Source organism: Psychrobacter sp. JB385 (assembly GCF_900163785.1).
GTDB lineage: Bacteria > Pseudomonadota > Gammaproteobacteria > Pseudomonadales > Moraxellaceae > Psychrobacter.
The window spans coordinates 62,156-84,934 of the sequence record NZ_FUKN01000008.1 but is presented as its reverse complement, the minus strand read 5'-3'; the positions used below and the strand labels follow the sequence as shown (position 1 = coordinate 84,934).

At 43.9% G+C, this 22,779-nt stretch carries 19 protein-coding genes; 6 read left to right on the top strand and 13 right to left on the bottom strand.

From position 1 onward, the window contains the following. Nucleotides 1-260 precede the first annotated feature (260 nt). The 4 genes from fusA to CZ794_RS04080 all read right to left on the bottom strand — a co-directional run bounded on the left by fusA (nt 261) and on the right by CZ794_RS04080 (nt 5,460). Entirely contained in the window at nt 261-2,387 is a 2,127-nt protein-coding gene (fusA, locus tag CZ794_RS04095) for an elongation factor G (RefSeq protein WP_087040370.1), read from the bottom strand. A gap of 356 nt (nt 2,388-2,743) precedes the next feature. Then, nucleotides 2,744-3,217, bottom strand: a complete 474-nt coding sequence (gene rpsG, locus CZ794_RS04090; RefSeq protein WP_062845510.1) for a 30S ribosomal protein S7 — start codon at nt 3,215-3,217, stop codon at nt 2,744-2,746. 223 nt (nt 3,218-3,440) lie between these two features. Continuing rightward, nucleotides 3,441-3,815 (bottom strand): 30S ribosomal protein S12, encoded by a 375-nt coding sequence (gene rpsL / locus CZ794_RS04085; RefSeq protein ID WP_011281154.1) that lies wholly within the window; start codon nt 3,813-3,815, stop codon nt 3,441-3,443. A 448-nt stretch (nt 3,816-4,263) separates the two neighbouring features. Then, nucleotides 4,264-5,460 (bottom strand): EcsC family protein, encoded by a 1,197-nt coding sequence (locus CZ794_RS04080; protein WP_087040368.1) that lies wholly within the window; start codon nt 5,458-5,460, stop codon nt 4,264-4,266. Nucleotides 5,461-6,053: 593 nt separating this feature from the next. Here CZ794_RS04080 and CZ794_RS04075 point away from each other — a divergent pair. Together CZ794_RS04075 and CZ794_RS04070 are read left to right on the top strand one after the other, a co-directional pair. Beyond that, nucleotides 6,054-7,289, top strand: coding sequence for a beta-ketoacyl-ACP synthase II (locus CZ794_RS04075; RefSeq protein WP_087040367.1), 1,236 nt, complete (start codon nt 6,054-6,056; stop codon nt 7,287-7,289). A gap of 3 nt (nt 7,290-7,292) precedes the next feature. Beyond that, complete coding sequence (locus CZ794_RS04070) at nt 7,293-9,011, top strand: anthranilate synthase component I family protein (RefSeq protein WP_087040365.1); 1,719 nt, start codon at nt 7,293-7,295, stop codon at nt 9,009-9,011. A gap of 87 nt (nt 9,012-9,098) precedes the next feature. Here the strand turns inward: CZ794_RS04070 and hisC are convergent, their stop codons facing one another. The 8 genes from hisC to CZ794_RS04030 form a co-directional block, all read right to left on the bottom strand. Then, the gene (hisC, locus tag CZ794_RS04065) at nt 9,099-10,232 is read right to left on the bottom strand and encodes a histidinol-phosphate transaminase (protein WP_087040364.1); all 1,134 of its coding nucleotides are present in this window, start codon (nt 10,230-10,232) and stop codon (nt 9,099-9,101) included. A gap of 75 nt (nt 10,233-10,307) precedes the next feature. Continuing rightward, nucleotides 10,308-11,603 carry a histidinol dehydrogenase gene (gene hisD, locus CZ794_RS04060; RefSeq protein WP_087040363.1) on the bottom strand — a complete coding sequence of 432 codons (1,296 nt, stop codon included), beginning with the start codon at nt 11,601-11,603 and terminating at the stop codon, nt 10,308-10,310. A gap of 256 nt (nt 11,604-11,859) precedes the next feature. Continuing rightward, entirely contained in the window at nt 11,860-12,555 is a 696-nt protein-coding gene (hisG, locus tag CZ794_RS04055; protein WP_087040360.1) for an ATP phosphoribosyltransferase, read from the bottom strand. Nucleotides 12,556-12,669: 114 nt separating this feature from the next. Then, a complete protein-coding gene (gene murA, locus CZ794_RS04050; RefSeq protein ID WP_087040359.1) occupies nt 12,670-13,938 on the bottom strand; it encodes a UDP-N-acetylglucosamine 1-carboxyvinyltransferase in 1,269 nt (422 codons plus the stop codon). A gap of 106 nt (nt 13,939-14,044) precedes the next feature. Further along, nucleotides 14,045-14,296 (bottom strand): BolA family protein, encoded by a 252-nt coding sequence (locus tag CZ794_RS04045; RefSeq protein ID WP_087040358.1) that lies wholly within the window; start codon nt 14,294-14,296, stop codon nt 14,045-14,047. A gap of 176 nt (nt 14,297-14,472) precedes the next feature. Further along, nucleotides 14,473-15,417, bottom strand: coding sequence for an alpha/beta hydrolase (locus CZ794_RS04040; protein ID WP_087040357.1), 945 nt, complete (start codon nt 15,415-15,417; stop codon nt 14,473-14,475). A 360-nt stretch (nt 15,418-15,777) separates the two neighbouring features. Continuing rightward, nucleotides 15,778-16,605, bottom strand: a complete 828-nt coding sequence (locus tag CZ794_RS04035; protein WP_087040355.1) for a BON domain-containing protein — start codon at nt 16,603-16,605, stop codon at nt 15,778-15,780. Nucleotides 16,606-16,772: 167 nt separating this feature from the next. Continuing rightward, complete coding sequence (locus CZ794_RS04030) at nt 16,773-17,270, bottom strand: YraN family protein (protein WP_087040354.1); 498 nt, start codon at nt 17,268-17,270, stop codon at nt 16,773-16,775. A 160-nt stretch (nt 17,271-17,430) separates the two neighbouring features. Here CZ794_RS04030 and rsmI point away from each other — a divergent pair, with 160 nt between their 5' ends. Beyond that, nucleotides 17,431-18,366, top strand: coding sequence for a 16S rRNA (cytidine(1402)-2'-O)-methyltransferase (gene rsmI / locus CZ794_RS04025; protein WP_087040353.1), 936 nt, complete (start codon nt 17,431-17,433; stop codon nt 18,364-18,366). A 74-nt stretch (nt 18,367-18,440) separates the two neighbouring features. Further along, a complete protein-coding gene (locus CZ794_RS04020) occupies nt 18,441-19,460 on the top strand; it encodes an adenosine kinase (protein ID WP_087040351.1) in 1,020 nt (339 codons plus the stop codon). 185 nt (nt 19,461-19,645) lie between these two features. Here CZ794_RS04020 and nfuA read toward each other — a convergent pair whose 3' ends face one another. Continuing rightward, the gene (nfuA, locus tag CZ794_RS04015) at nt 19,646-20,329 is read right to left on the bottom strand and encodes a Fe-S biogenesis protein NfuA (protein WP_087040350.1); all 684 of its coding nucleotides are present in this window, start codon (nt 20,327-20,329) and stop codon (nt 19,646-19,648) included. A gap of 498 nt (nt 20,330-20,827) precedes the next feature. On the opposite strand from nfuA, the gene CZ794_RS04010 reads away from it, so the two are divergent. Together CZ794_RS04010 and CZ794_RS04005 are read left to right on the top strand one after the other, a co-directional pair. After that, nucleotides 20,828-21,457, top strand: coding sequence for a glutathione S-transferase family protein (locus tag CZ794_RS04010; protein ID WP_087040348.1), 630 nt, complete (start codon nt 20,828-20,830; stop codon nt 21,455-21,457). Between the two features lie 208 nt (nt 21,458-21,665). Beyond that, complete coding sequence (locus CZ794_RS04005; protein WP_087040347.1) at nt 21,666-22,721, top strand: bifunctional nicotinamide-nucleotide adenylyltransferase/Nudix hydroxylase; 1,056 nt, start codon at nt 21,666-21,668, stop codon at nt 22,719-22,721. Nucleotides 22,722-22,779 lie beyond the last annotated feature (58 nt).

Sequence of the window (22,779 nt, the reverse complement as noted above, 5' to 3'; positions counted from 1 at the left end):
GTGTGGCTTGTTACGTTCAAACTTGGCCTTTGCCATGGGTAATTCCTCTTTTTTTGGGGTCAAATGCTGGGTTCGTATCAATACGATAACTCAAACAATCTTGACCACTTTAAGATAATTGTTAAAAGGTCGCACATACTAATGTGCAGATATTATAAGAAAATCCCAACCAATAACAAGTCTTTTAACAAGTTATTGGTGGATTCTCCACTGACAACCTAGAAATATGCTCTACATTGTCAGATTCAATAGACGTTTATTTACTCGTCATCATCTTTAGAGTTGAACTTAGAGATGATTTCAGCTGCAACTGACTTTGGAATTTCAGCGTACTTTTGGAATTCCATTGAGTAAGTTGCACGGCCTTGTGACATAGAGCGCATTTGCGTGGCATAACCAAACATTTCCGCTAATGGTACTTCAGCACGAATCTGTTTAGTACCACCAGGTAGGTCTTCCATACCCTGTACCAAACCACGACGACGGTTAAGATCGCCCATGATGTCGCCCATGTAGTCTTCAGGTGTTTCAACTTCTACTTTCATGACTGGCTCAAGTAGTGCTGGGTCAGCGGCTAGGAAGCCTTTTCTGAAGGCCATAGAACCTGCCATCTTGAACGACAATTCATCAGAATCGACGTCATGATAAGAACCATCATACAAGGTGGCTTTTACGCCAACCACTGGGTAACCAGCAAGTACGCCGTTTTTCATGCGCTCTTGGATACCTTTGTCAACAGCACCGTGGAATTCTTTTGGTACCGTACCGCCAACAACTTCTTCAGCGAATTCATACTCTGTTTCGCCAGCTGGATCAAGCGGCTCAAGACGTAACCAAACGTGACCGAACTTACCACGACCACCTGTTTGACGTACGAATTTGCCTTCTTGTTCTACAGTATTACGAATCGTTTCACGATAAGCAACCTGCGGCGCACCGATGTTGGCTTCAACGTTAAACTCACGCTTCATACGGTCAACTAGAATCTCTAGATGTAGCTCACCCATACCGCTGATGATTGTCTGACCAGATTCTTCGTCAGTATGTACACGGAACGATGGATCTTCTTTTGCCAAACGACCTAAAGCGATTGACATTCTTTCTTGGTCAGCTTTAGTCTTAGGTTCAACCGCTAGAGAGATAACTGGATCTGGGAATTCCATACGCTCAAGAGTAATGACGTTGTTTTCATCACATAGCGTATCACCAGTGGTCACATCTTTCATACCAACTAAAGCTGCGATGTCACCAGTACGAATTTCTGCAAGCTCTTCTTGAGAGTTTGCCATCATCTGTACGATACGACCAACACGCTCACGCTTCATTTTAACTGGGTTATAAACACTGCTACCCTGAGTCATGACACCAGAATAAACACGAACGAAGGTTAGGTTACCAACGAACTTGTCGTTCATGATTTTGAAAGCTAGTGCTGAGAACGGTGCATCATCTGACGCTTCACGAGTGCCTTCAGTTTCATCTTTGTCATCAAGGATACCGCGAATAGCTGGTACATCCATTGGTGCTGGAAGATACTGAATAACAGCATCTAGCATCTTCTGTACACCCTTGTTTTTGAAGGCAGTACCACAAAGAAGCGGGATGATTTCGTTATCAATTGTCAATTGACGAATAGCGCCATGGATCTGCTCTACAGTCAATTCACCATTTTCTAGATACTCATTCATGAGATCTTCGTTTGCTTCAGCAGCGCTTTCTACAAGATATTCACGATACTCTTCTGCTTTTTCTTGTAGTTCAGTTGGGATATCACGCTCTTCATACTGCATACCTTGAGAGGCTTCATCCCAATAGATAGCTTTCATGGTAACTAGGTCAACAACACCTTCGAAGTCATCTTCTTTACCAATTGGAATAACTAATGGTACTGGCTTACCACCAAGACGGGTTTTGATCTGCTCGATAACACGATAGAAATCCGCACCAACGCGATCCATTTTGTTTACAAAAGCAAGACGTGGTACTTTGTATTTGTTCGCTTGACGCCATACAGTCTCAGACTGTGGCTGAACGCCGCCTACTGCACAGTAAACCATGCAAGCGCCATCAAGTACACGCATAGAACGTTCAACTTCGATCGTGAAGTCAACGTGGCCTGGGGTGTCAATGATGTTGATGCGGTGTTCGTCAAACTGTTTTGCCATACCTGACCAAAAACAAGTGGTTGCCGCTGAGGTAATAGTAATACCGCGCTCTTGTTCTTGCTCCATCCAGTCCATGGTGGCTGCGCCATCATGTACTTCGCCAATTTTGTGGCTAACACCGGTATAAAATAAAACACGCTCAGTAGTGGTCGTCTTACCAGCATCAATATGCGCTGAGATACCAATATTGCGATAGCGTTTTAGGGGAGTTTTACGAGCCATAGTGTTTTCCTAGGAAAAGTCGTGTATATAATAATGTATTGTGTCTCTACCTCATACTCTATGACAAAGCGTTCAGCTTCGTAATATTACTTACTGATTATTGAGCCTGATATGGACAAAAAAAGAGCAAATACTAAGAATAGTGCGGTATCAAATTTGGGACGCTTTCTAATTAAAACAATACATTTTTAGAGAGGCATCTTGATAGATATCCGCCATCTCAGTTGCTAATAGATAAGTCCTACTCGCAACTTTTTCAATGATGGCGGTAATCAATAGAATAAACAACAATGTAAGATCAATGAGTATGAGCCATTAATCTTAAGCTACTATTAAACAGTGAGAACAAAAGTAGCTTAGAAACGGTAATGAGAGAATGCTTTGTTAGCATCTGCCATGCGGTGAACTTCGTCACGCTTTTTCATAGCAGCGCCTTTACCTTCGGCAGCATCATTCAATTCGCCAGCTAAACGCAAAGCCATTGATTTTTCAGAACGCTTAGCAGCAGCTTCAGCTAACCAACGCATAGCCAAGGCAGTACGACGGGAGGGACGTACTTCCATTGGTACTTGATAGGTTGCACCGCCGACGCGGCGAGCTTTTACTTCTACCATTGGGCGTACATTTTCAAGCACTTCTTCAAAGAAAGATACTGGATCTTCAACTTTACGCTTCTCACTTACTGTCTCAAGTGCACCATAAACGATACGCTCAGCAGTAGATTTTTTACCATCACTCATTACATGGTTGATGAATTTTGCAACAGTTTGGCTACCAAACTTAGGATCCGGTAGGATCTCACGGGCAGCAACGACGCGACGTCTTGGCATAATAAATTTCCTTATCTTCAGGAGTGTCTAACATTCACAACATCGACTATTTATCATAAAGATATCATAGTGAGTTATCAGTTAGCCTTACTGCATGGTGGTATGTTTTAAGCATGAACATCTGATATAACATAATCGATATATAAGTAGTTTTACTGCTAACACCAAACCCATGCACAGTTATTGGGTAGTACAAAAAAGCTTCGTTAATAGCACTTGGCTATTAAACTTTAGGCTTCTTAGCACCGTACTTAGAGCGACCTTGCTTACGGTCTTTAACGCCTGCGCAATCTAATGCACCGCGAACAGTGTGATAACGTACACCTGGTAGATCTTTTACACGACCACCACGGATAAGAACAACACTGTGCTCTTGTAGGTTATGACCTTCGCCACCGATGTAGCTTGATACTTCATAGCCTGAAGTCAAACGTACACGACATACTTTACGCATGGCTGAGTTAGGTTTTTTTGGCGTGGTAGTATATACACGAGTACATACACCGCGACGCTGTGGGCACGCTTCCAACGCAGGAACTTTCGACTTTTCCTTGATGGTTTTGCGACCTTTACGAATCAATTGGTTAGTTGTTGCCATAAGGCATCCTTCTCCCGTTTGGTATAAAACAAAAAAATGGGTTAACGCATCATTCATCTGGCAAGAATGACAGACTTTAGAGCACCCATTTTTAGGACAGTGTATTATAAAGAGTTGTTATTGCTAATTCAACCACTTATGAGTGATTGACCTTTACAACTTTTGACAGATATGCATTCCATCTACTTTTTCCGTACTTTGTCTGCTTTTATCAAGCAATATAACAATAAAGATTCGGTAAATGGTAAGGTTATGAATGGTTTAAGTACGACTGTTGACATCAGTTAATCATTAGTCAGTATTATAAATATCGTAACTCATGAAATCTAAATGGCGACATTACCTTACTTTTCAAGGGCTATAAGATAACATCGCCTATATTAAAGTAAATAAGCTCGAATACTATTGCACGATTAGAAACTAAAGATTAACCGATAATGCATCGCGCTTATTTCTTTTGCGTATCAGCAGTTTTATTTGGCTTACTTTCTTTTTTACTGTCAGATGTTTTGCTGTCAGTTGCATCTACTGACTCACCCTTCTTTTTACTGCCTTTACTTTCAGTATCCTTCTCGTCTGCTTTGTTGTCAGCATCACTGACATTGTTGTCTTCCGCGTTCTGACTTTCAGCAGCCTTGTCTTCAGTATTTTTCTTTTCTTCGTCGCTAGAGAATTTACTAACCTCAGCTTCGCTCTTACTATCATCAGTAATAGCGCGGTTGGCAAGCTTTGCATCTGGTGCAAACGTCGCTTGCGCTACCCCAATGACCTCATCAATTAACTGGCTGTTATAACGTACACCTATCACAACGGCTGTAGCTGGTAGAAAACGGCGTATCCATGATAGATTGATTTGATCCAAATCAATGCCTACTTGGCTAGCAATGCTGTCGATTTGTTGAGCATAAAAATTAACATTGTTGTTCTTCATACCTAAGTTTTTAAGCTCATTATGTAGGCCACTGCTTTGGGCATTGTCAAGCAAGCCTTTACCGATACCAATACCAGCGAGCAATGCTTGCTTTTCCTGCATTTTGCTCAAATCAGCGTTCGCAAGTAGCTCATAAGCCATCTTTACCCCTTGCTTACCAGTCAATGGCTTATTATAGACGGCCGCTAGCTGATAGACGGTACGTAGAGATACCAATAACAACCACAATGTATCAGCCAATAAGCCTGGAAGTCCTGCCAAACCGGTCAAGCCGCCGATGGCTGCTAAAGCACGGTTCTGATTGGCAATATCGGTGGCAAGTGCATAACGCTCTTCATCATCAAGATTGGCAATATTGGCGAAACGATGTTGGTTGGGTAAATCAATTTGACTCCAGTGAGCGGCCAATTTAGCCACTTGAGCAAATGCCCCATCCACTGTCGATTGAAAAAAGCTATTCGGTACCACTTTTTTGGCATATTTACCATAAGTGGCAAAGCGGTTACCAAGTAATTGCTGCGTCGCTTTTAGTGTTTGTTCCCGAAACAAGTCTTGTTGATAATCTTCATCGCCCAAATCAACCGCTTTATATTGACGAGGCTTGCTGGTTTTGGCATTCATGGTATCAATGATGGCGCCTACGCGCTCTAGGTTATTACGTGTAAAAGCGCCAACGGTACTGATACCTTTAGATAAAGAAGTCTGCTTTGCCATCGTGTTGCCCTTAATATGATGATTATTTTTACTTTATTATTGAATAATGCGTTTGTGGAAACGATAAGTGTGCCATTTTAGCGAATCATGAGGCTCAATGTCAGTGCGAACAATGTTATTGCCCTCACCAATTTTGTATCTAAAAGTATAACTTACTTTATGGCTTTCGCCATTGATGAATTACTTTTTTCAATTTACTTAGACCAAAACTACAGTCGCTTTAAGGATATAATGATAATGATAGGATAAGTAACTTGCTGACACTGTCTGTCATTAGCAACTTTTTGGTAGCCTATGATAGTAGCTGTTATTTTGTCATTATTTTGCACTTGCGCAAAGATTTTGTATGCTTGATACGTTATCATACGCCATCAGCTAAAGCCTGATTGCAACGTCATTTGCTTAAAACCATCGTCTATGCAGTGTTTTTTGATGACCGTAGTCAGAGCTATAAAGTAAATATTTAACGCTTAAGTGACCTCGTCAAACTCTTATATGACAGAGTGATACTTGTGACGTTAAATAAAAAAGTAGATCTTTAAAAACGATTATCAATAGTGATGAAGAAAATCATTACTCATAAGGAATAAAATATGCGCCGCGTTGTTATTACTGGGGCAGGGATTGTCTCTTGTATCGGACATGATTTGGCCACTGTTACTACTGCTCTGAAACAAGGACAGTCTGGCATTACATTTAACGATTCTTACGCTGAACACGAGTTCAAGTCACATGTTAGCGGTAGTATCGATCAATCAGAACTTGATACCAGTGGTATCGATCGTAAATTAAAACGGTTTTTTAGTGATGCCAGTCTCTATGCTTACGTCAGCGCTTTGAACGCGATTGAGCACTCAGGTTTATCGCTTGAGACTATTAATAGTAATCCACGTGTGGGTTTGGTAGCAAGCTCGGGCGGTGCATCGACAGAAAATATCGTTAATGCTGTGGATGCCATGCGCGAAAAAGGCCTTCGCGGTGTCGGCGCCATGGCTGTGCCAAAAACGATGGGCAGCTCGGTGTCAGCCGCATTGGCAACTGGTTTAAAAATCCAAGGGGTGTCTTACTCTCTTGCGTCTGCTTGCGCAACATCGACCCATTGTATCGGTCATGCGGCTGAATTGATCCAGCTAGGCAAAGCCGACGTGGTGCTAGCGGGCGGTAGTGAGTCTGAGCATTGGACGCAGTCTTGTATGTTTGATGCCATGGGTGCGGTGAGCACTCAATATAATGACACACCAACGCTCGCATCAAGAGCTTATGACAAAGATCGTGATGGCTTTGTCATTGCTGCTGGCGGTGCCATGGTTGTGGTAGAAAGTTTAGAGCACGCACAAGCGCGCGGTGCTAATATTTTAGCCGAAATCGTTGGTTATGGCGCAAGCTCTGATGGTGCAGAAATGGTTGCGCCAAGTGGTGAAGGCGCGGTTCGTTGTATGCAGCAAGCATTGGCTGAAGCAGGGTTAGAGCGCGTTGACTATATTAATAGCCACGGGACTAGCACGCCGCTTGGTGATATCACTGAGCTTAAAGCAATTGCCAAAGTGTTTGGAGATGATGCCAGTAAAGTACCGCCTATTAGCTCAACCAAGTCAATGACTGGTCATAGTTTAGGTGCCGTTGGTGCCCAAGAGCTGATCTATTGCTTATTGATGCTACAAGAAGGCTTTATTGCCCCAAGTATCAACGTTGAGCAGTTAGATCCTGCGGCGGAAGGCTTTGATATTGTTACTCAAACGCGTGAAACCAAGCTTGAAACGTTAATGAGCAACAGCTTTGGATTTGGTGGCACCAATGCAACCTTGATCATCAAAAAGTTTGACGCTTAAAAAATGCCCGTAGAAAATTACAAGACTACTGAGCAGACAGATTCTGCCCCATCGCCAGCTACCATCCGTAGCTGGCGTTTTGGTGATTTGCCTGCTGCTGAATTGATGCCGCAGCTACAAAATTATTTATTGGCACAAAACAGTGAGGCACTCTGGCAACTGGTTTGGCTGAATAATGATGATCAGCCAGTGATTGGGTTACTGCCCAAAACAAGCTGGGTGGTCACCCCCACTTTTGATTCCCTATCTGACCCATTATCTGTTACGTATGAAGTAACGAAGCATTGCCGCGATGCTTGTATTAATATTGATGATAACGCTGTTGACCGCACAGCTATCACTACGACGCAAATGAGCTATGCAAAATGGCAAGACGAATTGATTGCCTACAGTCAAGTTTATGAAAACCATAGCACTGATATAACACCATCAAGCACCATCAATCAAAAGCCAAATTATCATCATGGTTTAGTAGGCTTTATTGGTTATGACATCTCCGCTCATGAGTTAAGCCCAACTGCCGCTATTCAACTGGCAACGCAACCTTCTGCGGTATTGGGACATTATGATATTTACCTAATGCCAGCCACACAAGATAGCGCATCGGTTTGGACATTAATCGTCAATCAAACAGACAGCACCGCTGATATAAGTATATCAGTCCTTACTTCTTATTTGGATGCTTTTGATAAGACATTGTCCGACGCCACTTATCATCTAGAGCAAGCAACGTCTAAAACACCGTTGCCACCTGCTCCTTTGGCCTTAAAAGCGCAATGGGATGAGCACGATTATCAACTGGCGTTTGCGCAAACCCAAGACTATCTACAACAAGGCGACTGCTACCAAATAAATCTCACTCAAGCATGGCAAGGTAGCCTTACCTATCACGCCCTTTCTGATACATCTCTACCAACGCTTATTAATTACTTACCCAGCCTCCATCGCAATACACAAGCACCGTTTTCTGGTTATTTAAGCGTTCAATATGGCGATACAACTCATGCCGACAAAGACCTTAATAATGCGTTGCCAAATTCTATAAACCAGAAAAACACTTTTGAATTATTAAGCTGCTCCCCAGAGCTATTTTTTACTTTTATCAAAGACTATGAGACTGGCACGCATCATATACGCACAAAACCTATTAAAGGAACGATGCCACGTGGTGTCACCGCCGAACAAGACAATAGCTATAAACAGCAATTGATCAATAGTGAAAAAGACCGTGCCGAAAACGTCATGATTGTGGACTTGCTGCGTAATGATTTGGGCAAATATGCCAAAATTGGTAGCGTGAAAGTGCCACAACTATTTGCGATTGAAAGCTTTAGCAATGTCCATCATATGGTTAGCACCATCACCGCTGAGCTTAAAGCCGACACTCATCCGTTAGCGGTATTATTTGGCAGTTTGCCTGCTGGCTCCATCACAGGCACACCCAAAAAACGGTCGGTTGAAATTATCTCTGAGCTGGAGGCTGCTCCACGCGGCGCTTACTGCGGCACTATGGGCTATATGAATTTTGATGGCAGTGGTCAGTGGAATGTGTTGATTCGTACCATTCAAGCCAACCATTCATTCACTAATGGTATACAGCAACAAGGACAGGTCAGCTTGTGGGCAGGTGGTGGTATCACAGTGGCTTCTGACTGTATGGCGGAGTATCAAGAGTGCTTAGATAAAGTGGGTAATCTGCTGGCAGTACTTGCTCAAAAATAAAGCCTGCACAATCAGCATTGGCAGGCTCTATAACTGGTAATAATTAGCAGCACATCGTTATTAGACTATGAATTATCAGACCAAATATTAAATAGTAGCGACCTCAGCATTCGCTTCTAATGCTTTTAAAGCGGTGATCAAACGCTGATTTTGTTCAGCCGTACCAACCGTAATACGCAAATACTCGTTAATACGAGGTTTATTAAAATGACGAACAATAATGCCTTGCTCACGCAAAGCACTGGCCACCGCACTGGCATTGCCCTCTTTAGGACGAGCAAAAACAAAATTGGCATGAGATGGCAGCACATTATAATCTAGTGTCGTTAATTCAGCCGTTAAAGACTGACGTAAATCGATGACTTGCTCACGCATTTGTTCAAAATAATCGGTATCCAACACACTGGCAGTCGCGCCCGCTTGCGCCAACTTATCTAGTGGGAAGCTATTAAAACTATTTTTCATACGCGTCAGCGCTTCAATCAATGACGCACTACCAAAGGCCATGCCTACGCGTAAGCCTGCAAGTGACCGTGACTTTGAAAAAGTTTGGGTCACAAGAATATTGTCATACTCATTAATGAGACTCACGGCTGATACTTGAGTCTCTTTATCACCCTCTTTTGTCATAGCAAAATCAATATAAGCTTCATCAATCACGATCACAGCATTTGTATGCTCGCTAGCAAGCTTACGGATATCGGCAAGCGATAGTAGTAGACCTGTTGGTGCATTCGGATTGGCAATGATGATACCACTACAGGGTTGACGATACGCATCAGGGTCAATACTAAAGTCTTCTTCCAATGGAATTTTTACGAGATGCACACCAAAGGTCTGCGCATATACAGGATAAAAGCTATAGCTGATATCAGGCGCTAATAAAGGCCGTTCCTTTAAGAAAAAGCTGGCAAATACTAAGGCCAGTACCTCATCAGAGCCATTGCCAACGAACACTTGGCTAGTATCCAAATCATATATTTTTGCTAAAGCACCACGTAGGTCATCAGACTCAGGCGCTGGATATAAACGCAGATCGCTTGCCTGCTGCTCTAAGACTTTGGCGATTGCCTCCCCTACTTTTGGCGAGGGCGGAAACGGGTTTTCATTGGTGTTTAATTTGCATAAATTGTCATGTTTTGGCTGCTCACCTGGAACATAAGGTGACAAGTTACGTGCTTTAGATGACCAAAGTCTGGTGTCTATTTTTAACTCACTCATAAGGTATCCTACTATTCGCCCCAAAAACCATTAAATATCAATATCAAAAGTAACTTTCAAAATGCTTAGTTTATATTATGAAGCACGATAACGAGCCGAGCGAGCATGGGCTTCCAAGTCTTCGCGCTGGGCCAAAATATCTGCTGTCTTCGCTAACGGCTTACTACCCGCTTCACTACAATAAATGAGAGAAGATTTTTTCTGAAAATCATAAACCCCTAAAGGAGATGAAAAACGCGCGGTGCCTGAGGTTGGGAGCACATGGTTCGGCCCTGCGCAATAATCGCCAATCGCCTCTGGTGTATGACGACCCATGAAGATAGCACCTGCATGGCGAATATCGCCAAGCAGCGCATCAGGCTCATCAACAGACAACTCCAAATGCTCAGGCGCGATACGATTAATGAGTGCCATACCCTCTGCCCGATCTTTCACCAAAATTAGTGCACCGCGGTTTTGTAGCGAATCACGCGCGATATCGGCTTTCGGCAATTCGGCCAATGCTTTTTCTATCTCGGTTGCGACTGCTTTTAACTGTGCTTCGCTGGTTGTGACAAAGATGGCTTGCGCAATGCGGTCATGTTCAGCTTGCGACAACAAGTCCATGGCTAGCCAATCAGCGCGATCTTGCGTCTCGCCCTCTGCATACACCAACACTTCAGATGGCCCTGCAATCATATCGATACCGACCTGACCAAATACTGCTCGCTTGGCTGCTGCAACGTACTTGTTACCAGGCCCTGTGATTTTGTCCACGGCTGGAATCATCTCTGTACCATAGGCTAATGCGGCAACTGCCTGTGCGCCGCCAATGGTAAAGACGCGATCTACTTGTGCCAAATGAGCAGCTGCCAATACCAATGGGTTAAGCACGCCTTTGGGCGCAGGCACAACCATGATAACCTCATTAACGCCAGCCACTTTGGCCGGGATAGCGTTCATCAGTACTGATGACGGATAAGACGCTAGACCACCCGGTACATAAATACCGACGCGATCAAGGGGCGTGACTTTTTGACCCAATCGATTACCCAGCTCGTCCTCATATTGCCAAGTCTCTTGTACTTGGCGTTCATGAAACCTCTGTACTCTCGTGGCCGCCGTTATCAATGCTGTTTTGACTTCATCATCAAGATTGGCAAAAGCCTCAGCCAGTGACTCTTTGGACAGCTCCAACTCTTGCATACTTGTTGCTGGATGCTGATCAAACTGCTGAGTCAATGCCAATAGTACGCTGTCTCCCTCGTGACGCACTTGTGCAATGATATCGTCAACGGTCTTTAATAAATCGGCATCATTGACCGTTTCAAAAGCAAGCAGTTGTGTCAATTGACTGTCAAAATCGGCATCTTGAGTACTGAGTTGGCGCATGACTGAATCCTGTGGTTAAGCCTATTATATGACTATAAAAAATGAAACTTCAGAAAAAAATAGAAATTAATTTAGAAAAAATAAGGGCAATACACCCATGTATTTATGATGATCTGACTCTGATTATACTGAGCTTTTATTTTCAGGCAAGTAAATACAACAAAACCAGTTTAGCACGCTATGTTTACCATAGAACGCCAAGCTGGTTTAAAAATTTGTATAACAACGCTTTGTATTATAAATGGTTAACACTGACTCATGAAGCGCTCGCAATACTGTTTTTAAAGCTATCTAAAATTGGCTCAAGCAATGCAAATTTACGCTTATAGCTGACTTGATTGACGATCAGGCGTGAAGAGACATCGCAAATATGGTCACGGGCTTCAAGACCATTCGCGCGCAACGTATTGCCAGTGTCAACCACATCGACAATCAAATCACCTAGGCCAACCAATGGTGCAAGCTCCATCGAGCCATAAAGTTTGATCACATCTACCTGCTGACCTTGACTTGCGAAATACGCACGTGCCACATTGACGTATTTGGTGGCAATACGCAAACGACGGTTGGGCAGTGGCGCATCTTTGACACCCGCGGTCATCAGCTTACATTGAGCAATTTTCAAATCTAATAACTCATAAACATGATTGGCACCGTGTTCTAACAAGACATCTTTACCCGCGACGCCGAAATCAGCTGCACCATGCTCCACATAAGTGGGTACATCACTTGCACGTAAAATCAATACACGCACATTGGGGTTCGAGGTTGGAAAGATAAGTTTGCGCGAGGCCTCAGGATCTTCTAGCAAGTCAACGCCAGCTGCGCGTAGCAGTGGCATCGTCTCTTCTAAAATACGACCTTTAGATAAAGCCAACGTTAATCCTGAAAACGTATCATTTACTTCGTTTAATAAACCACTGGCAGGTATGGGTTTTGTTGCTTCAGTCATAATGGCATTGCGTCCATATATAGTGATTGTCCCCGCTGACCGAGGACTGCTAGTTTTTAATGATAAAAATATAAAGTGGCAATAGCGTTCAACTGCCTAATCGACTTATAACGATCAATCGTTAGTGTTGATACGCTTGATGTTCACACCAAGACCACGCAGTTTGTTTTCAACATCTTCATAACCACGATCAATGTGATAGATGCGGTCGATTAAGCTATCACCTTCAGCCGTCGCTGCTGCCATAACCAATGACATCGATGCGCGTAAATCGGTTGCCATAACAGGCGCTGCGGTAAAGTTCTCAACCCCTCTGATCACTGCCGTATGCCCATCAACTTGGATAGACGCACCCAGACGGTTAAGCTCAGGAACATGCATATAGCGATTTTCAAAGATGTTTTCGATAATGGTACTGGTGCCATCAGCTAAACAGCAAATTGCCATTAGCTGCGCTTGCATATCCGTTGGAAAACCTGGATGTGGCTGAGTACGAATATCTACTGGCTTTGGACGTCCTGTCATCTGCGCGCGAATCCAGTCATCACCCGTGGTAATCACTGCACCCATTGCTTCAAACTTCTCAAGTACTGGATACAATAAAGATGCTGTGGTCTTTTTGGTCAATACATCACCTTGAGTCATCAAGGCACCAGCGAGATATGAACCTGTCTCTATACGATCTGGTACTACAGAATACTCACAACCGTGTAGGCGTTCTACTCCTTCAATGGTCATGGTCGAAGTACCGATGCCGCTGATTTTGGCGCCCATCGCAACCAGCATATTGGCTAAGTCGACTACTTCCGGCTCAAGAGCACAGTTAGCTAAAACTGTCGTGCCTTTAGCCAATGCTGCTGCCATGATGACGTTTTCGGTACCACCGACCGTCACCATATCGAATGAGAAGTGGCAGCCAATCAGCTTACCACCTTTTGGCGCTTGTGCTTTTACATAACCATTTTCTACGCTAATCTCAGCGCCCATGGCCTCAAATGCTTTTAGATGCTGATCAACAGGGCGCGAGCCAATCGCACAACCACCTGGTAGCGACACTTCTGCTTCACCAAAACGCGCCAGCAATGGCCCCAACACTAAAATTGAGGCACGCATGGTTTTGACCAAGTCATACGGCGCATAGAAATTATCGATGTTCTTGGTGTCACAAGTGACGGTATCGCCTTGTTTTTGGATATCAATCCCCATACCGCCAATCAATTCAATCAACGTTCGCACATCTTGTAGTGATGGTACATTATGTAATGTCGTTGGGGTTTCGGCCAATATCATGGCTGCAAGCAATGGCAATGCAGCATTTTTGGCACCTGAAATAGTAACTTCCCCTGCGATACGACTACTACCAGTGATTAAAAATTGATCCATAGAAGTGACAACCTAGCGATGAGTGTAAAAAATAATAAAAAACAAACCCTTCAAAACCAACTACTTAAATAGCTGATCTAAAAAGTTTGAAACGATAAGTGGCAATTTAGCCTTTTGATTGAACATCCCACTCTGTAGGCGTTAATGCTTGAATATTGAGTGCGTGAATATCGCCACTCGCAATTTTGTTGTTGACCAACGCATAGACCGCTTGCTGACGCTGTACGGTACGTTTGCCTTCAAAGCTTGCATCAACCACGCGTACATCAAACTTATTACCTTGGTTGGCAGCTTGAATAAAAGCGTCTGGGAAATGAGTTTGTAAAAATGCAATCAGATCGTCAGCGTTCATGCTCATAGAATATTCTGCCTTAAATTAGAATAGAGTGTAGATTTAAAATAGTCGCTATTATAACAAGAGTTTGCGCATCTTACAGTACTGTCTTGTGCAAGGATATAGGTATTAACAGTCACAGGTAAGAGCAGCAAAATTTCTGTTAGGGGCATTTGGATAAGCCACCTGATAGGCACTGACTATTGCAGCGTCTTATTCAAATAGGTCAAGACCTGCGCTCGCACATCATTAACCCAGCGTAATGGCGGCGCCATCGCACCGATACTGGTGGCATGACTCGCCCCTTTGATGACGCCATTGTCGACTGTGACACCAGCTGCTTTTAGCGCTTCTGTCATTTTAATCGCATTAGTATCGTAAACAATTTTGTCTTTTTCAGCTGTTAGTAACAAATACGGTGGCTGCTTACCTTTGATTTGACGATCTGGCATTACCTGATCGGGCGTCGCATTAGGGCCAAAGGCGGTGGCACTATCGAATTTACGGAAGTCGTAGCTATAAGGACCAGCAATACCAATCACCGCGCTAATATCTGTGGGCTTCATGCCATATGGTGCTAAAAAATCCTCATTGGCAATGGCGGCAACCGCATTGAACGCGCCTGCTGAATGTCCTATCACTGCCATCCGTTCAGGATCTGCATGAAGGCTATTGGCATTGTTATGGCTCCACGCAATTGCTTGAGCAGTATCTTTGACATAGTCGGGATATACATGCTCAGGCGCTTTACGGTAATTGATGACCGCAGTGACATAACCTGCTTGCGCCAAACTCTGGCCGACAAACGCATACTCTTCTTTGCTACCATTCTCCCATGAGCCACCATGGACAAACACCACCATTGGATAAGTCTGTGTGATTGCGCTTTCTGCTTTCATCGCTTGCGTCAACGGTTTTGGATAATAAATATCCAAATCTTGTAGAGGTTCATCGCCATACAAGATATCTTTACTCACCCCAACACCACCATTGGCTGTGATACCGTTGACAACAGCAAGTGCTGATAGAGCTTGTGCCTGCTGCGTTGCTAACACAACGCCGCCTATGGCGAGTGCAGCTGTCACGCCAGCCTTTGTGAGTGTACGTGCTTTGGTGCCTGAGATGATTTTATTCGAGCCATTCATAGCCAGTATTCCTATTATATGTGTGTAACTGATGATTAGCAGAGCGATGGGCGCCTATTATTTTGTTCTATTGGATTCAGACCATCTACTCTACTTTTACCCTACATATCTTACGGTCTGACTGACGTTTTATCGTGCTTTTACTGTTATCCGTGTTTAGGCTTATTGTCAGTAAAAGATTGATAACGCTGATTTAAAAATCTCTCAACAACAATAGTGCTTTAAAGCTGATAGCAAATAATGCAGTGACAAACCACCTAATAACAAATGAGATGTCAATAAATCAAAAAACCGTCATGACCAATAATTCTGGCTCTATGACGGTCTTATCAATAACCCGTTTTTACCAGCGACTGCCTTTTATGGATTCTGATAAAGATCAATATATTCGCTTGATGACTGATCGACTCTCGCCCCGTCCTCTGTAACAATGATTGGCGTGGCGGTGCTGGTGGTTTCTGGTACGGCATTACTGTCTACATTCGATACTGCCGTCCTCTGGGCCACTGGCGCAGGATTGGCCAGATTGTCTTCATACATAATGTCGTCTTCGCTTATCTTGACCCCTCTGTCATCCACGACCGTGGTCAATAGCACCAACTCTGTCACACCAACCGTGCTATTGGCAATATCAATCAAGTGGCTTTGCTGAGTGGGTGTCACACGCCCCATGACATAAACCACGCCAGCGTTGGTGACTGCTTTCACTTGGGAGGCTTTCACACCATCGCTTGAGGCCACTTTTGCCATCAATTTTGAGGTGATATAACCATCGTGGACTGTTGAGCTATAGCCTTTTGAGGCGCTAACGTCCAACTCATTATAAACACGGCGCACATCTGGCATTGAGCTGACGACTTTTTCTACTTCTTCTTTGATTGCTTGGGTGGGCACTTCACCTGTTAACAACACCTCACTGTTGAAGCTATCAATGCCCATGCGACTGGTTTGCTGTAGGTCTTCTTTTAGACCATACACGTTGATTTTGACCGTATGTTCGATACTACGATCTAGCAGACGCTGCGGTATGGTACGCTCCGTCATTGGTACGCCATACGTACCTTCGGTACTGTTGGTCAGATAGTTGGTGGTACAGCCAGTACTAATCACAGTAGCCACTAGCATAACGCCTATCGCAGTACGACGTGATGAACCAAAAATAGCAGGGCGCAAATGCATCCGTCTCATGATTTACCTCTTAGAGCAGGTTTGTAAAAATGGTAGAAAGTCCGTTCACTTATCTCGTTAACTCCGCTACTTTACTGAATTTTTATGCATGACGGTTAGGTTTTTAGTAACGGTGACTGACAGTCAGACTCAATTCGGTCTTCTTAAAAAGAGATTATGCGCCCTTATCACCATGCATTTGCAACAAAAGCGCCTTGCAACCACTCTGGTTGCTCGTCCACCAGCTGCCCTTTTGACTGAGTTTTATTCGATGTATCATAAGCAATCACATCAAACCGGCAGTCATACTGTGCATACTCAGGGTGCTGCTGCAAAAAATATTTGGCCGTTTTGATCACTTTGCGCTGTTTGCTTGCAGTAATACTGAGAGCAGCATCTCCAAAGCCTGAACGCTTGCGCTGTCGCACCTCAACAAATACCACAGTCGACCATGCAGGCCCTGTCTCAAGCATCACCAAGTCTAACTCTCCCACTTTTGGTTGTTGCCAGTTTTGGACAATCAAGCACAGACCTTGCGCCTGCAAAAAAGCACATGCTTGCTGCTCAAACTGACCGCCTTGACGCTGTTTTGGTGAGGTTAAAATCAAGGGGCTACAAGAGGATTTGTGATTTGCCATAATGGTTGTGGGTCTAATGAACATTTCAGAATTATCATAGCACAACATGCTAAACTAACCACTTTTGCGCCATCTGTTTCTGTTTACGTTAGCCATGACTGTGATATGACTTGCTCATTTATCATTTGATTGAGATAAATAGCCCATGCTGACTATAGGTTCGACGGTGCCTACCATTTTTAATATTTTTTAATCATTCGAGGTTTTCATGTCTACCCTTACTGCGATGCCAGCTTGTCTCTATATTGTTGCCACGCCAATTGGTAATCTGACTGACATGACACCACATGCAATCGATATCTTAAAACAAGTGGCTATTATTGCCTGCGAAGACACCCGCACGTCAGGTAAGCTCTTGTCACATTTTGGTATTGATACCCGAGGCAGTAAAACGGACGATACAGAGTCAGTGAATCCTGATGCCGACGCTGATACTGGCGTAAAACAAAAAGGTCACCACAAGCTGTGGGCCTATCATGAACACAATAGCGCCATTCAAACCCCTAAAATCATTGAAATGATCCAGCAAGGTCATTCAGTTGCCCTGATCAGCGATGCAGGCACGCCATTGGTCAGTGATCCAGGTTATCAATTGGTACAAGCAGCGCACGCGGCCAAGGTGATAGTATCACCGATTGTTGGCGCTTCTGCTGCGATTGCCGCATTGTCGGTGGCAGGTCTACCGTCAGATCGATTTAGCTTCATTGGTTTTTTGCCTGCAAAAACACATGGTCGCCAAAAACAGTTAACAGCGCTGCAAACCCGTACCGAAACCTTGATATTTTATGAGGCACCGCATCGCATCATTGCCAGTTTAGAAGACATGAAGACGGTATTTGGGGCAGAGCGTGAGGTGACTTTTTGCCGTGAATTGACTAAGACGTTTGAGACGGTTCGTAAAAGTACACTTGGGGACTTGGTCGAGTTTGTAAAAGCGGATGACAATCAACAACGCGGTGAAATCGTCGTCGTCGTGGCAGGCGTAAATGTCGCGCAAGATACCGATGATATTAGTGCTCATGACAAGTTATTAGGGCGCTTATTAGAAGACTTGTCGGTTAAAAAGGCGGCAGCATTGGCGGCTGACATTACAGGTGTCAAAAAAAATGCGCTGTATCAACGTCTGCTTGAAATCCAAGCCTAGCACGGTGACGCACCACACTGCTCACAATAAAATGTAAAAATGGGATGTATAAATTCATTGAAAAGGGGTAAGCAATGTACGATGTAATGGCAATAGGAAATGCTTTGGTTGACCACGAATATTTGATATCAGATGCAGCATTAGAAGAGATTGATTTAACAAAAGGCAATATGACGCTGGCAGGTTTTGAAGAGCAGCAGCAACTGCTTGCCTATTTCAAGCTTTCTGAAATTATCCCCTCAAAACAAGCAGGTGGCGGTTCCGCTGCCAATACCATGTATGCTTTTGCCAGTCTTGGTGGCAAACCTTTTTATGCGTGCCGCGTTGGTGATGACGATCAAGGCGCGTTTTACCTCAGAGATTTGCACGAGGCTGGCGTTGCTACCTCAGATAAGTCTATTCATGACGGCGGTGTGACAGGCTCTTGTGTGGTGGCCGTGACCGAAGATGGGGAGCGCACCATGCAAACCTACCTTGGTACGTCAAGTGATATCACAGCTGATAATGTCGATTTTGATGCGCTGACACAAGCCGACTGGTTATACATAGAGGGCTATCTAGCCATGTCTGAAAGTATTCAACCTGCAATGACGCAATTACGTCAACAAGCAGGCATTCATGGCACAAAGATCGCTGTGAGCTTTGCAGACCCTGCGGTCGTAAAGTTCGCCAAAGACGGTTTGCTCAATATACTTGGCAACAAAGTAGCGGTGATATTTTGTAATAGCGAAGAGGCCAGATTATTCACGGACAAAAAGCAGCTTAAAGCAGCAGCACGCGCCCTACTCGATCATTGCCAAACGGCGGTGGTTACTGATGGTGCCAATGGGGCCGTCATCGCCCATAAGCCTGATACTGAGTCAGAGATTGAGATCTATGAAGTTGCGACGCCTGTGGTCGCCAATGTGATTGATACCAATGGCGCGGGTGACAATTATGCGGGCACCTTCTTGTATGCTCTGTCTCAGCACTATACCTTGCCAGAATGTGGACGCCTTGCCAGCGAAGTCTCCGCACAAATCATTCAGCAATTTGGGCCACGCTTAGCCTCACAAGATTACAAAGATATTGCTCAACGCGTGCTGTCTGCTTAAAATCGCGACACGCGTTCTTAATCTTACATAAAAAAAGCCCACATCAAATTGATATGGGCTTTTTTGTTTAGAATGGAAAAGAAGGCTGACTCAATACTGAACGACAATCACTCATCAATCACAAAAGATATGATAACTCGTGAGTAAATATATTGCTGCCACTTCTCTTTACCATCACTTTGCTTTTATTTGTAATAAGCATTTTCTGTACGCGTATGATCCGTGTCATCAATCACTTGCGTCAATTCTGGTATTTGCTGTTTGAGCTGTACTTCAACGCCTTGGCGCAATGTCATATCAACGGCTGAACACCCTTGGCAACCACCACCGAACTTCAACACAGCAGTCAGGCCAATGCCTTCTTCGTCAATCAGCTCAAGCAGCTGTACATCGCCACCATGCGCCGCTAAGCCAGGATTGATCTCTGACTGTAAGACGTAGTTGATACGTTCTTCGATGCTGGCATCAGCACCCACTTTAGGTACTTTAGAGTTTGGCGCGCGGAAGGTCAGCTGACCACCGAAACGGTCTTTATTATAATCGATCACGGCATCTTCTAGGTAAGGGACTGAAGCCGCCTCAATAAACGCAGAGAAGTTCTCATAGCTGAATTTTAAATCAGCACTGTCTTCTTCGCCAGGCTGGTTATAAGCCATACAGCATTCTGCGCGCGGCGTGCCTGGATGCTCAACAAAAATACGCACACCGATACCATCGGTATCTTGCTTAGCCAGCAACTCTGCTAGATATCCTTGAGCAGATTCAGTGATGGTAATATTGCTTTTTGCTTCCACTTGCTCGGTGTCTAATGCTGACTCATAGTCAACTGATTGGTCTAATTGGCTATCAGCTTGGGTTTGCTCACTCATAATATGTCCTACGCGTTATGACACAAGCGCTATTTTTATCATGGCTACTGTGTCGTGAAAGGGATTATGTCTTTAATTTGGATGAGTAATGTCTGTGTAAATTGTCAATGAACATGGTTTATCATGTTAAAGCGTTGACTGTTGTTTTTACAACATGTTGATAAATTTGTAACCACTATTATACCGCACTTATGCAACAATTCCGACCACGCTACTGCGAATTGAGCCATGACCGTCATTAATAGTCACTATTGGTTTTTTTAATGGTGACATCAAAAGTATAAACAAAGCCAATAATACGGCGTAAAAATCTTTATGTATTCACACAGTATCTGTTACTGCTTATATTAAGGCCATCAGATAGATTATCAAGGATAAGGTAACGCTACATCTCTTAAAACTAAACTCACATAATATAACTGAGTTATATGGCTCAGTTGCTTAGACTAAATTCCACAAAACGATAAATCCAAAAGAATAAACCTAAAAGGATATTTTATGAAGTTATATATTATGCCAGGCGCGTGCTCAGTGGTTCCACACGTTGCTCTTGAGTGGGCAAAAGCAGATTATGAATTAGAAATACTCGATCACGATTCGGTTAAATCAGAAGAATATCTGCGTATTAACCCGCAGGGTTCAGTACCTGCAATCGTAGATGGCGATACCGTAGTCACGCAAAATATTGCTGTGCAAGCCTATATTGATGCTAAGTATCCTGACGCTAACATCTTCGGTGCTACTAGCTCGCCCGCCCAACGTGCCGAGATCATGCACTGGTTAGCCTTTATCAATTCAGATGTCCATAAAAGCTTTGGACCACTGTTCGGTCCTGATGGCTTCGTAAAAGATAAAGCCGCACAAGCAGATTTAAAAGACAACGCGAAGAAAAAAATCGTAGGCTTGCTTGAGTATCCCAACACACAGCTTGGCACACAGGATTATCTGACAGGCACTAAGACCACAGCCGATATCTACCTATATGTCATACTGACATGGGCGAAAAAAATGAAGCTTGACCTCTCTAGCTATAAGAACTTCAATGCCTTTATCACTCGTATTGAGTCTGACGCTGGATTGACAGAAGTGATACGCCAAGAAGGTATTAGTAAAATTGAGTCGCTTTAGCATTTAGTCGTTAGACCTGTTTCATTTTTATGAACTTTGTCTTAAAGCCTCTCTAATAGTTTGGAGGGGCTTTTACTGTATTTAAAACACAGGCCAATAGTCAGCACTTATAAAACATCTTTATACTTGTCAGAAAGTCACAGGCTGTGTCAATATTAGCGTCATTAATTTTTTATCAAAAAAAATAAGTTGTAGGAAACTGGCATATATGAGCGCATCATCAGAGCAGCATCACTCAGACACACAAGACCATAAACACTATCGTTATTTGGTTTTTATCGGGCGTTTTCAGCCATTTCATTGTGGTCACAAAGCGGTCATCGATGAAGCTTTAAAGCGCTCAGATGAAGTTATTATGCTCATTGGTTCCGCCAACTTACCTCGTAGCTTACGCAATCCCTTTAGCGTGGATGAACGTGCTGCAATGATTAAAGACGCGTACTCTGATGAAGAAGCGGCGCGCATTCATTGTGTTGGGTTAGACGATGCGCTTTATAACGACACGCGCTGGCTACAGTACGTGCAAGCTGGTGTCAAATCTGTCACAGGTGATTTGCAAACAGATATTGGTTTGATTGGCCATTCAAAAGACAGCTCATCATATTATCTGTCGTTATTTCCCAATTGGGACTCGGTTTCTGTGCCCAATTATCACAATTTGTCCGCCACGCCCATTCGTGACAGCTATCTGATGGGAGCCACACCCACGCCTGAGCGTACGCCTGAATCCACTCGCAATGTGTTAGATCAGTTCAAAAAAACGGATGACTACAAGCAGTTGCACGAAGAAGCAGATTTTATTGACAAATATAAAAGACAGTGGGAATCTGCGCCTTATCCACCTACCTTTATGACGGCGGATGCTTTGATTGTGCAGTCAGGGCACATCTTATTGGTTGAGCGCCGCAGTCTGCCAGGGCGCGGACTATGGGCATTGCCGGGCGGATTTTTAAACCCAAAAGAAACCTTGTTTGACGCTTGTATTCGCGAGCTGCGTGAAGAGACACGACTCAAAGTACCTGAGCCTGTCTTACGTGGCTCATGCCACAGTCAGCACACCTTTGATGATCCGTATCGCTCTGCTCGTGGTCGCACCATCACCCAAGCCTTTTACTTTCAGCTAAAAAACGATCCAAAGGGCTTACCAAAAGTCAAAGGCGGCGATGATGCAGTCAAGGCTTTTTGGCTGCCATTGGCAGAGCTTGATGCCAAGATGATGTTTGAAGACCACTATGCGATTATTACTAAGATGGTCGGATTGTAGGATGTTATAGATTGACTATTTGGTGTATTGTTTATCCATCATCTTTTAAGTCTACGTT

What these genes read in the sequence shown, in the direction of transcription:
- fusA (WP_087040370.1), bottom strand. Translation starts at nt 2,387, where the DNA reads ATGGCTCGTAAAACTCCCCTAAAACGCTATCGCAATATTGGTATCTCA.
- rpsG (WP_062845510.1), bottom strand. Translation starts at nt 3,217, where the DNA reads ATGCCAAGACGTCGCGTCGTTGCTGCCCGTGAGATCCTACCGGATCCT.
- rpsL (WP_011281154.1), bottom strand. Translation starts at nt 3,815, where the DNA reads ATGGCAACAACTAACCAATTGATTCGTAAAGGTCGCAAAACCATCAAG.
- CZ794_RS04080 (WP_087040368.1), bottom strand. Translation starts at nt 5,460, where the DNA reads ATGGCAAAGCAGACTTCTTTATCTAAAGGTATCAGTACCGTTGGCGCT.
- CZ794_RS04075 (WP_087040367.1), top strand. Translation starts at nt 6,054, where the DNA reads ATGCGCCGCGTTGTTATTACTGGGGCAGGGATTGTCTCTTGTATCGGA.
- CZ794_RS04070 (WP_087040365.1), top strand. Translation starts at nt 7,293, where the DNA reads ATGCCCGTAGAAAATTACAAGACTACTGAGCAGACAGATTCTGCCCCA.
- hisC (WP_087040364.1), bottom strand. Translation starts at nt 10,232, where the DNA reads ATGAGTGAGTTAAAAATAGACACCAGACTTTGGTCATCTAAAGCACGT.
- hisD (WP_087040363.1), bottom strand. Translation starts at nt 11,603, where the DNA reads ATGCGCCAACTCAGTACTCAAGATGCCGATTTTGACAGTCAATTGACA.
- hisG (WP_087040360.1), bottom strand. Translation starts at nt 12,555, where the DNA reads ATGACTGAAGCAACAAAACCCATACCTGCCAGTGGTTTATTAAACGAA.
- murA (WP_087040359.1), bottom strand. Translation starts at nt 13,938, where the DNA reads ATGGATCAATTTTTAATCACTGGTAGTAGTCGTATCGCAGGGGAAGTT.
- CZ794_RS04045 (WP_087040358.1), bottom strand. Translation starts at nt 14,296, where the DNA reads ATGAGCATGAACGCTGACGATCTGATTGCATTTTTACAAACTCATTTC.
- CZ794_RS04040 (WP_087040357.1), bottom strand. Translation starts at nt 15,417, where the DNA reads ATGAATGGCTCGAATAAAATCATCTCAGGCACCAAAGCACGTACACTC.
- CZ794_RS04035 (WP_087040355.1), bottom strand. Translation starts at nt 16,605, where the DNA reads ATGAGACGGATGCATTTGCGCCCTGCTATTTTTGGTTCATCACGTCGT.
- CZ794_RS04030 (WP_087040354.1), bottom strand. Translation starts at nt 17,270, where the DNA reads ATGTTGTGCTATGATAATTCTGAAATGTTCATTAGACCCACAACCATT.
- rsmI (WP_087040353.1), top strand. Translation starts at nt 17,431, where the DNA reads ATGTCTACCCTTACTGCGATGCCAGCTTGTCTCTATATTGTTGCCACG.
- CZ794_RS04020 (WP_087040351.1), top strand. Translation starts at nt 18,441, where the DNA reads ATGTACGATGTAATGGCAATAGGAAATGCTTTGGTTGACCACGAATAT.
- nfuA (WP_087040350.1), bottom strand. Translation starts at nt 20,329, where the DNA reads ATGAGTGAGCAAACCCAAGCTGATAGCCAATTAGACCAATCAGTTGAC.
- CZ794_RS04010 (WP_087040348.1), top strand. Translation starts at nt 20,828, where the DNA reads ATGAAGTTATATATTATGCCAGGCGCGTGCTCAGTGGTTCCACACGTT.
- CZ794_RS04005 (WP_087040347.1), top strand. Translation starts at nt 21,666, where the DNA reads ATGAGCGCATCATCAGAGCAGCATCACTCAGACACACAAGACCATAAA.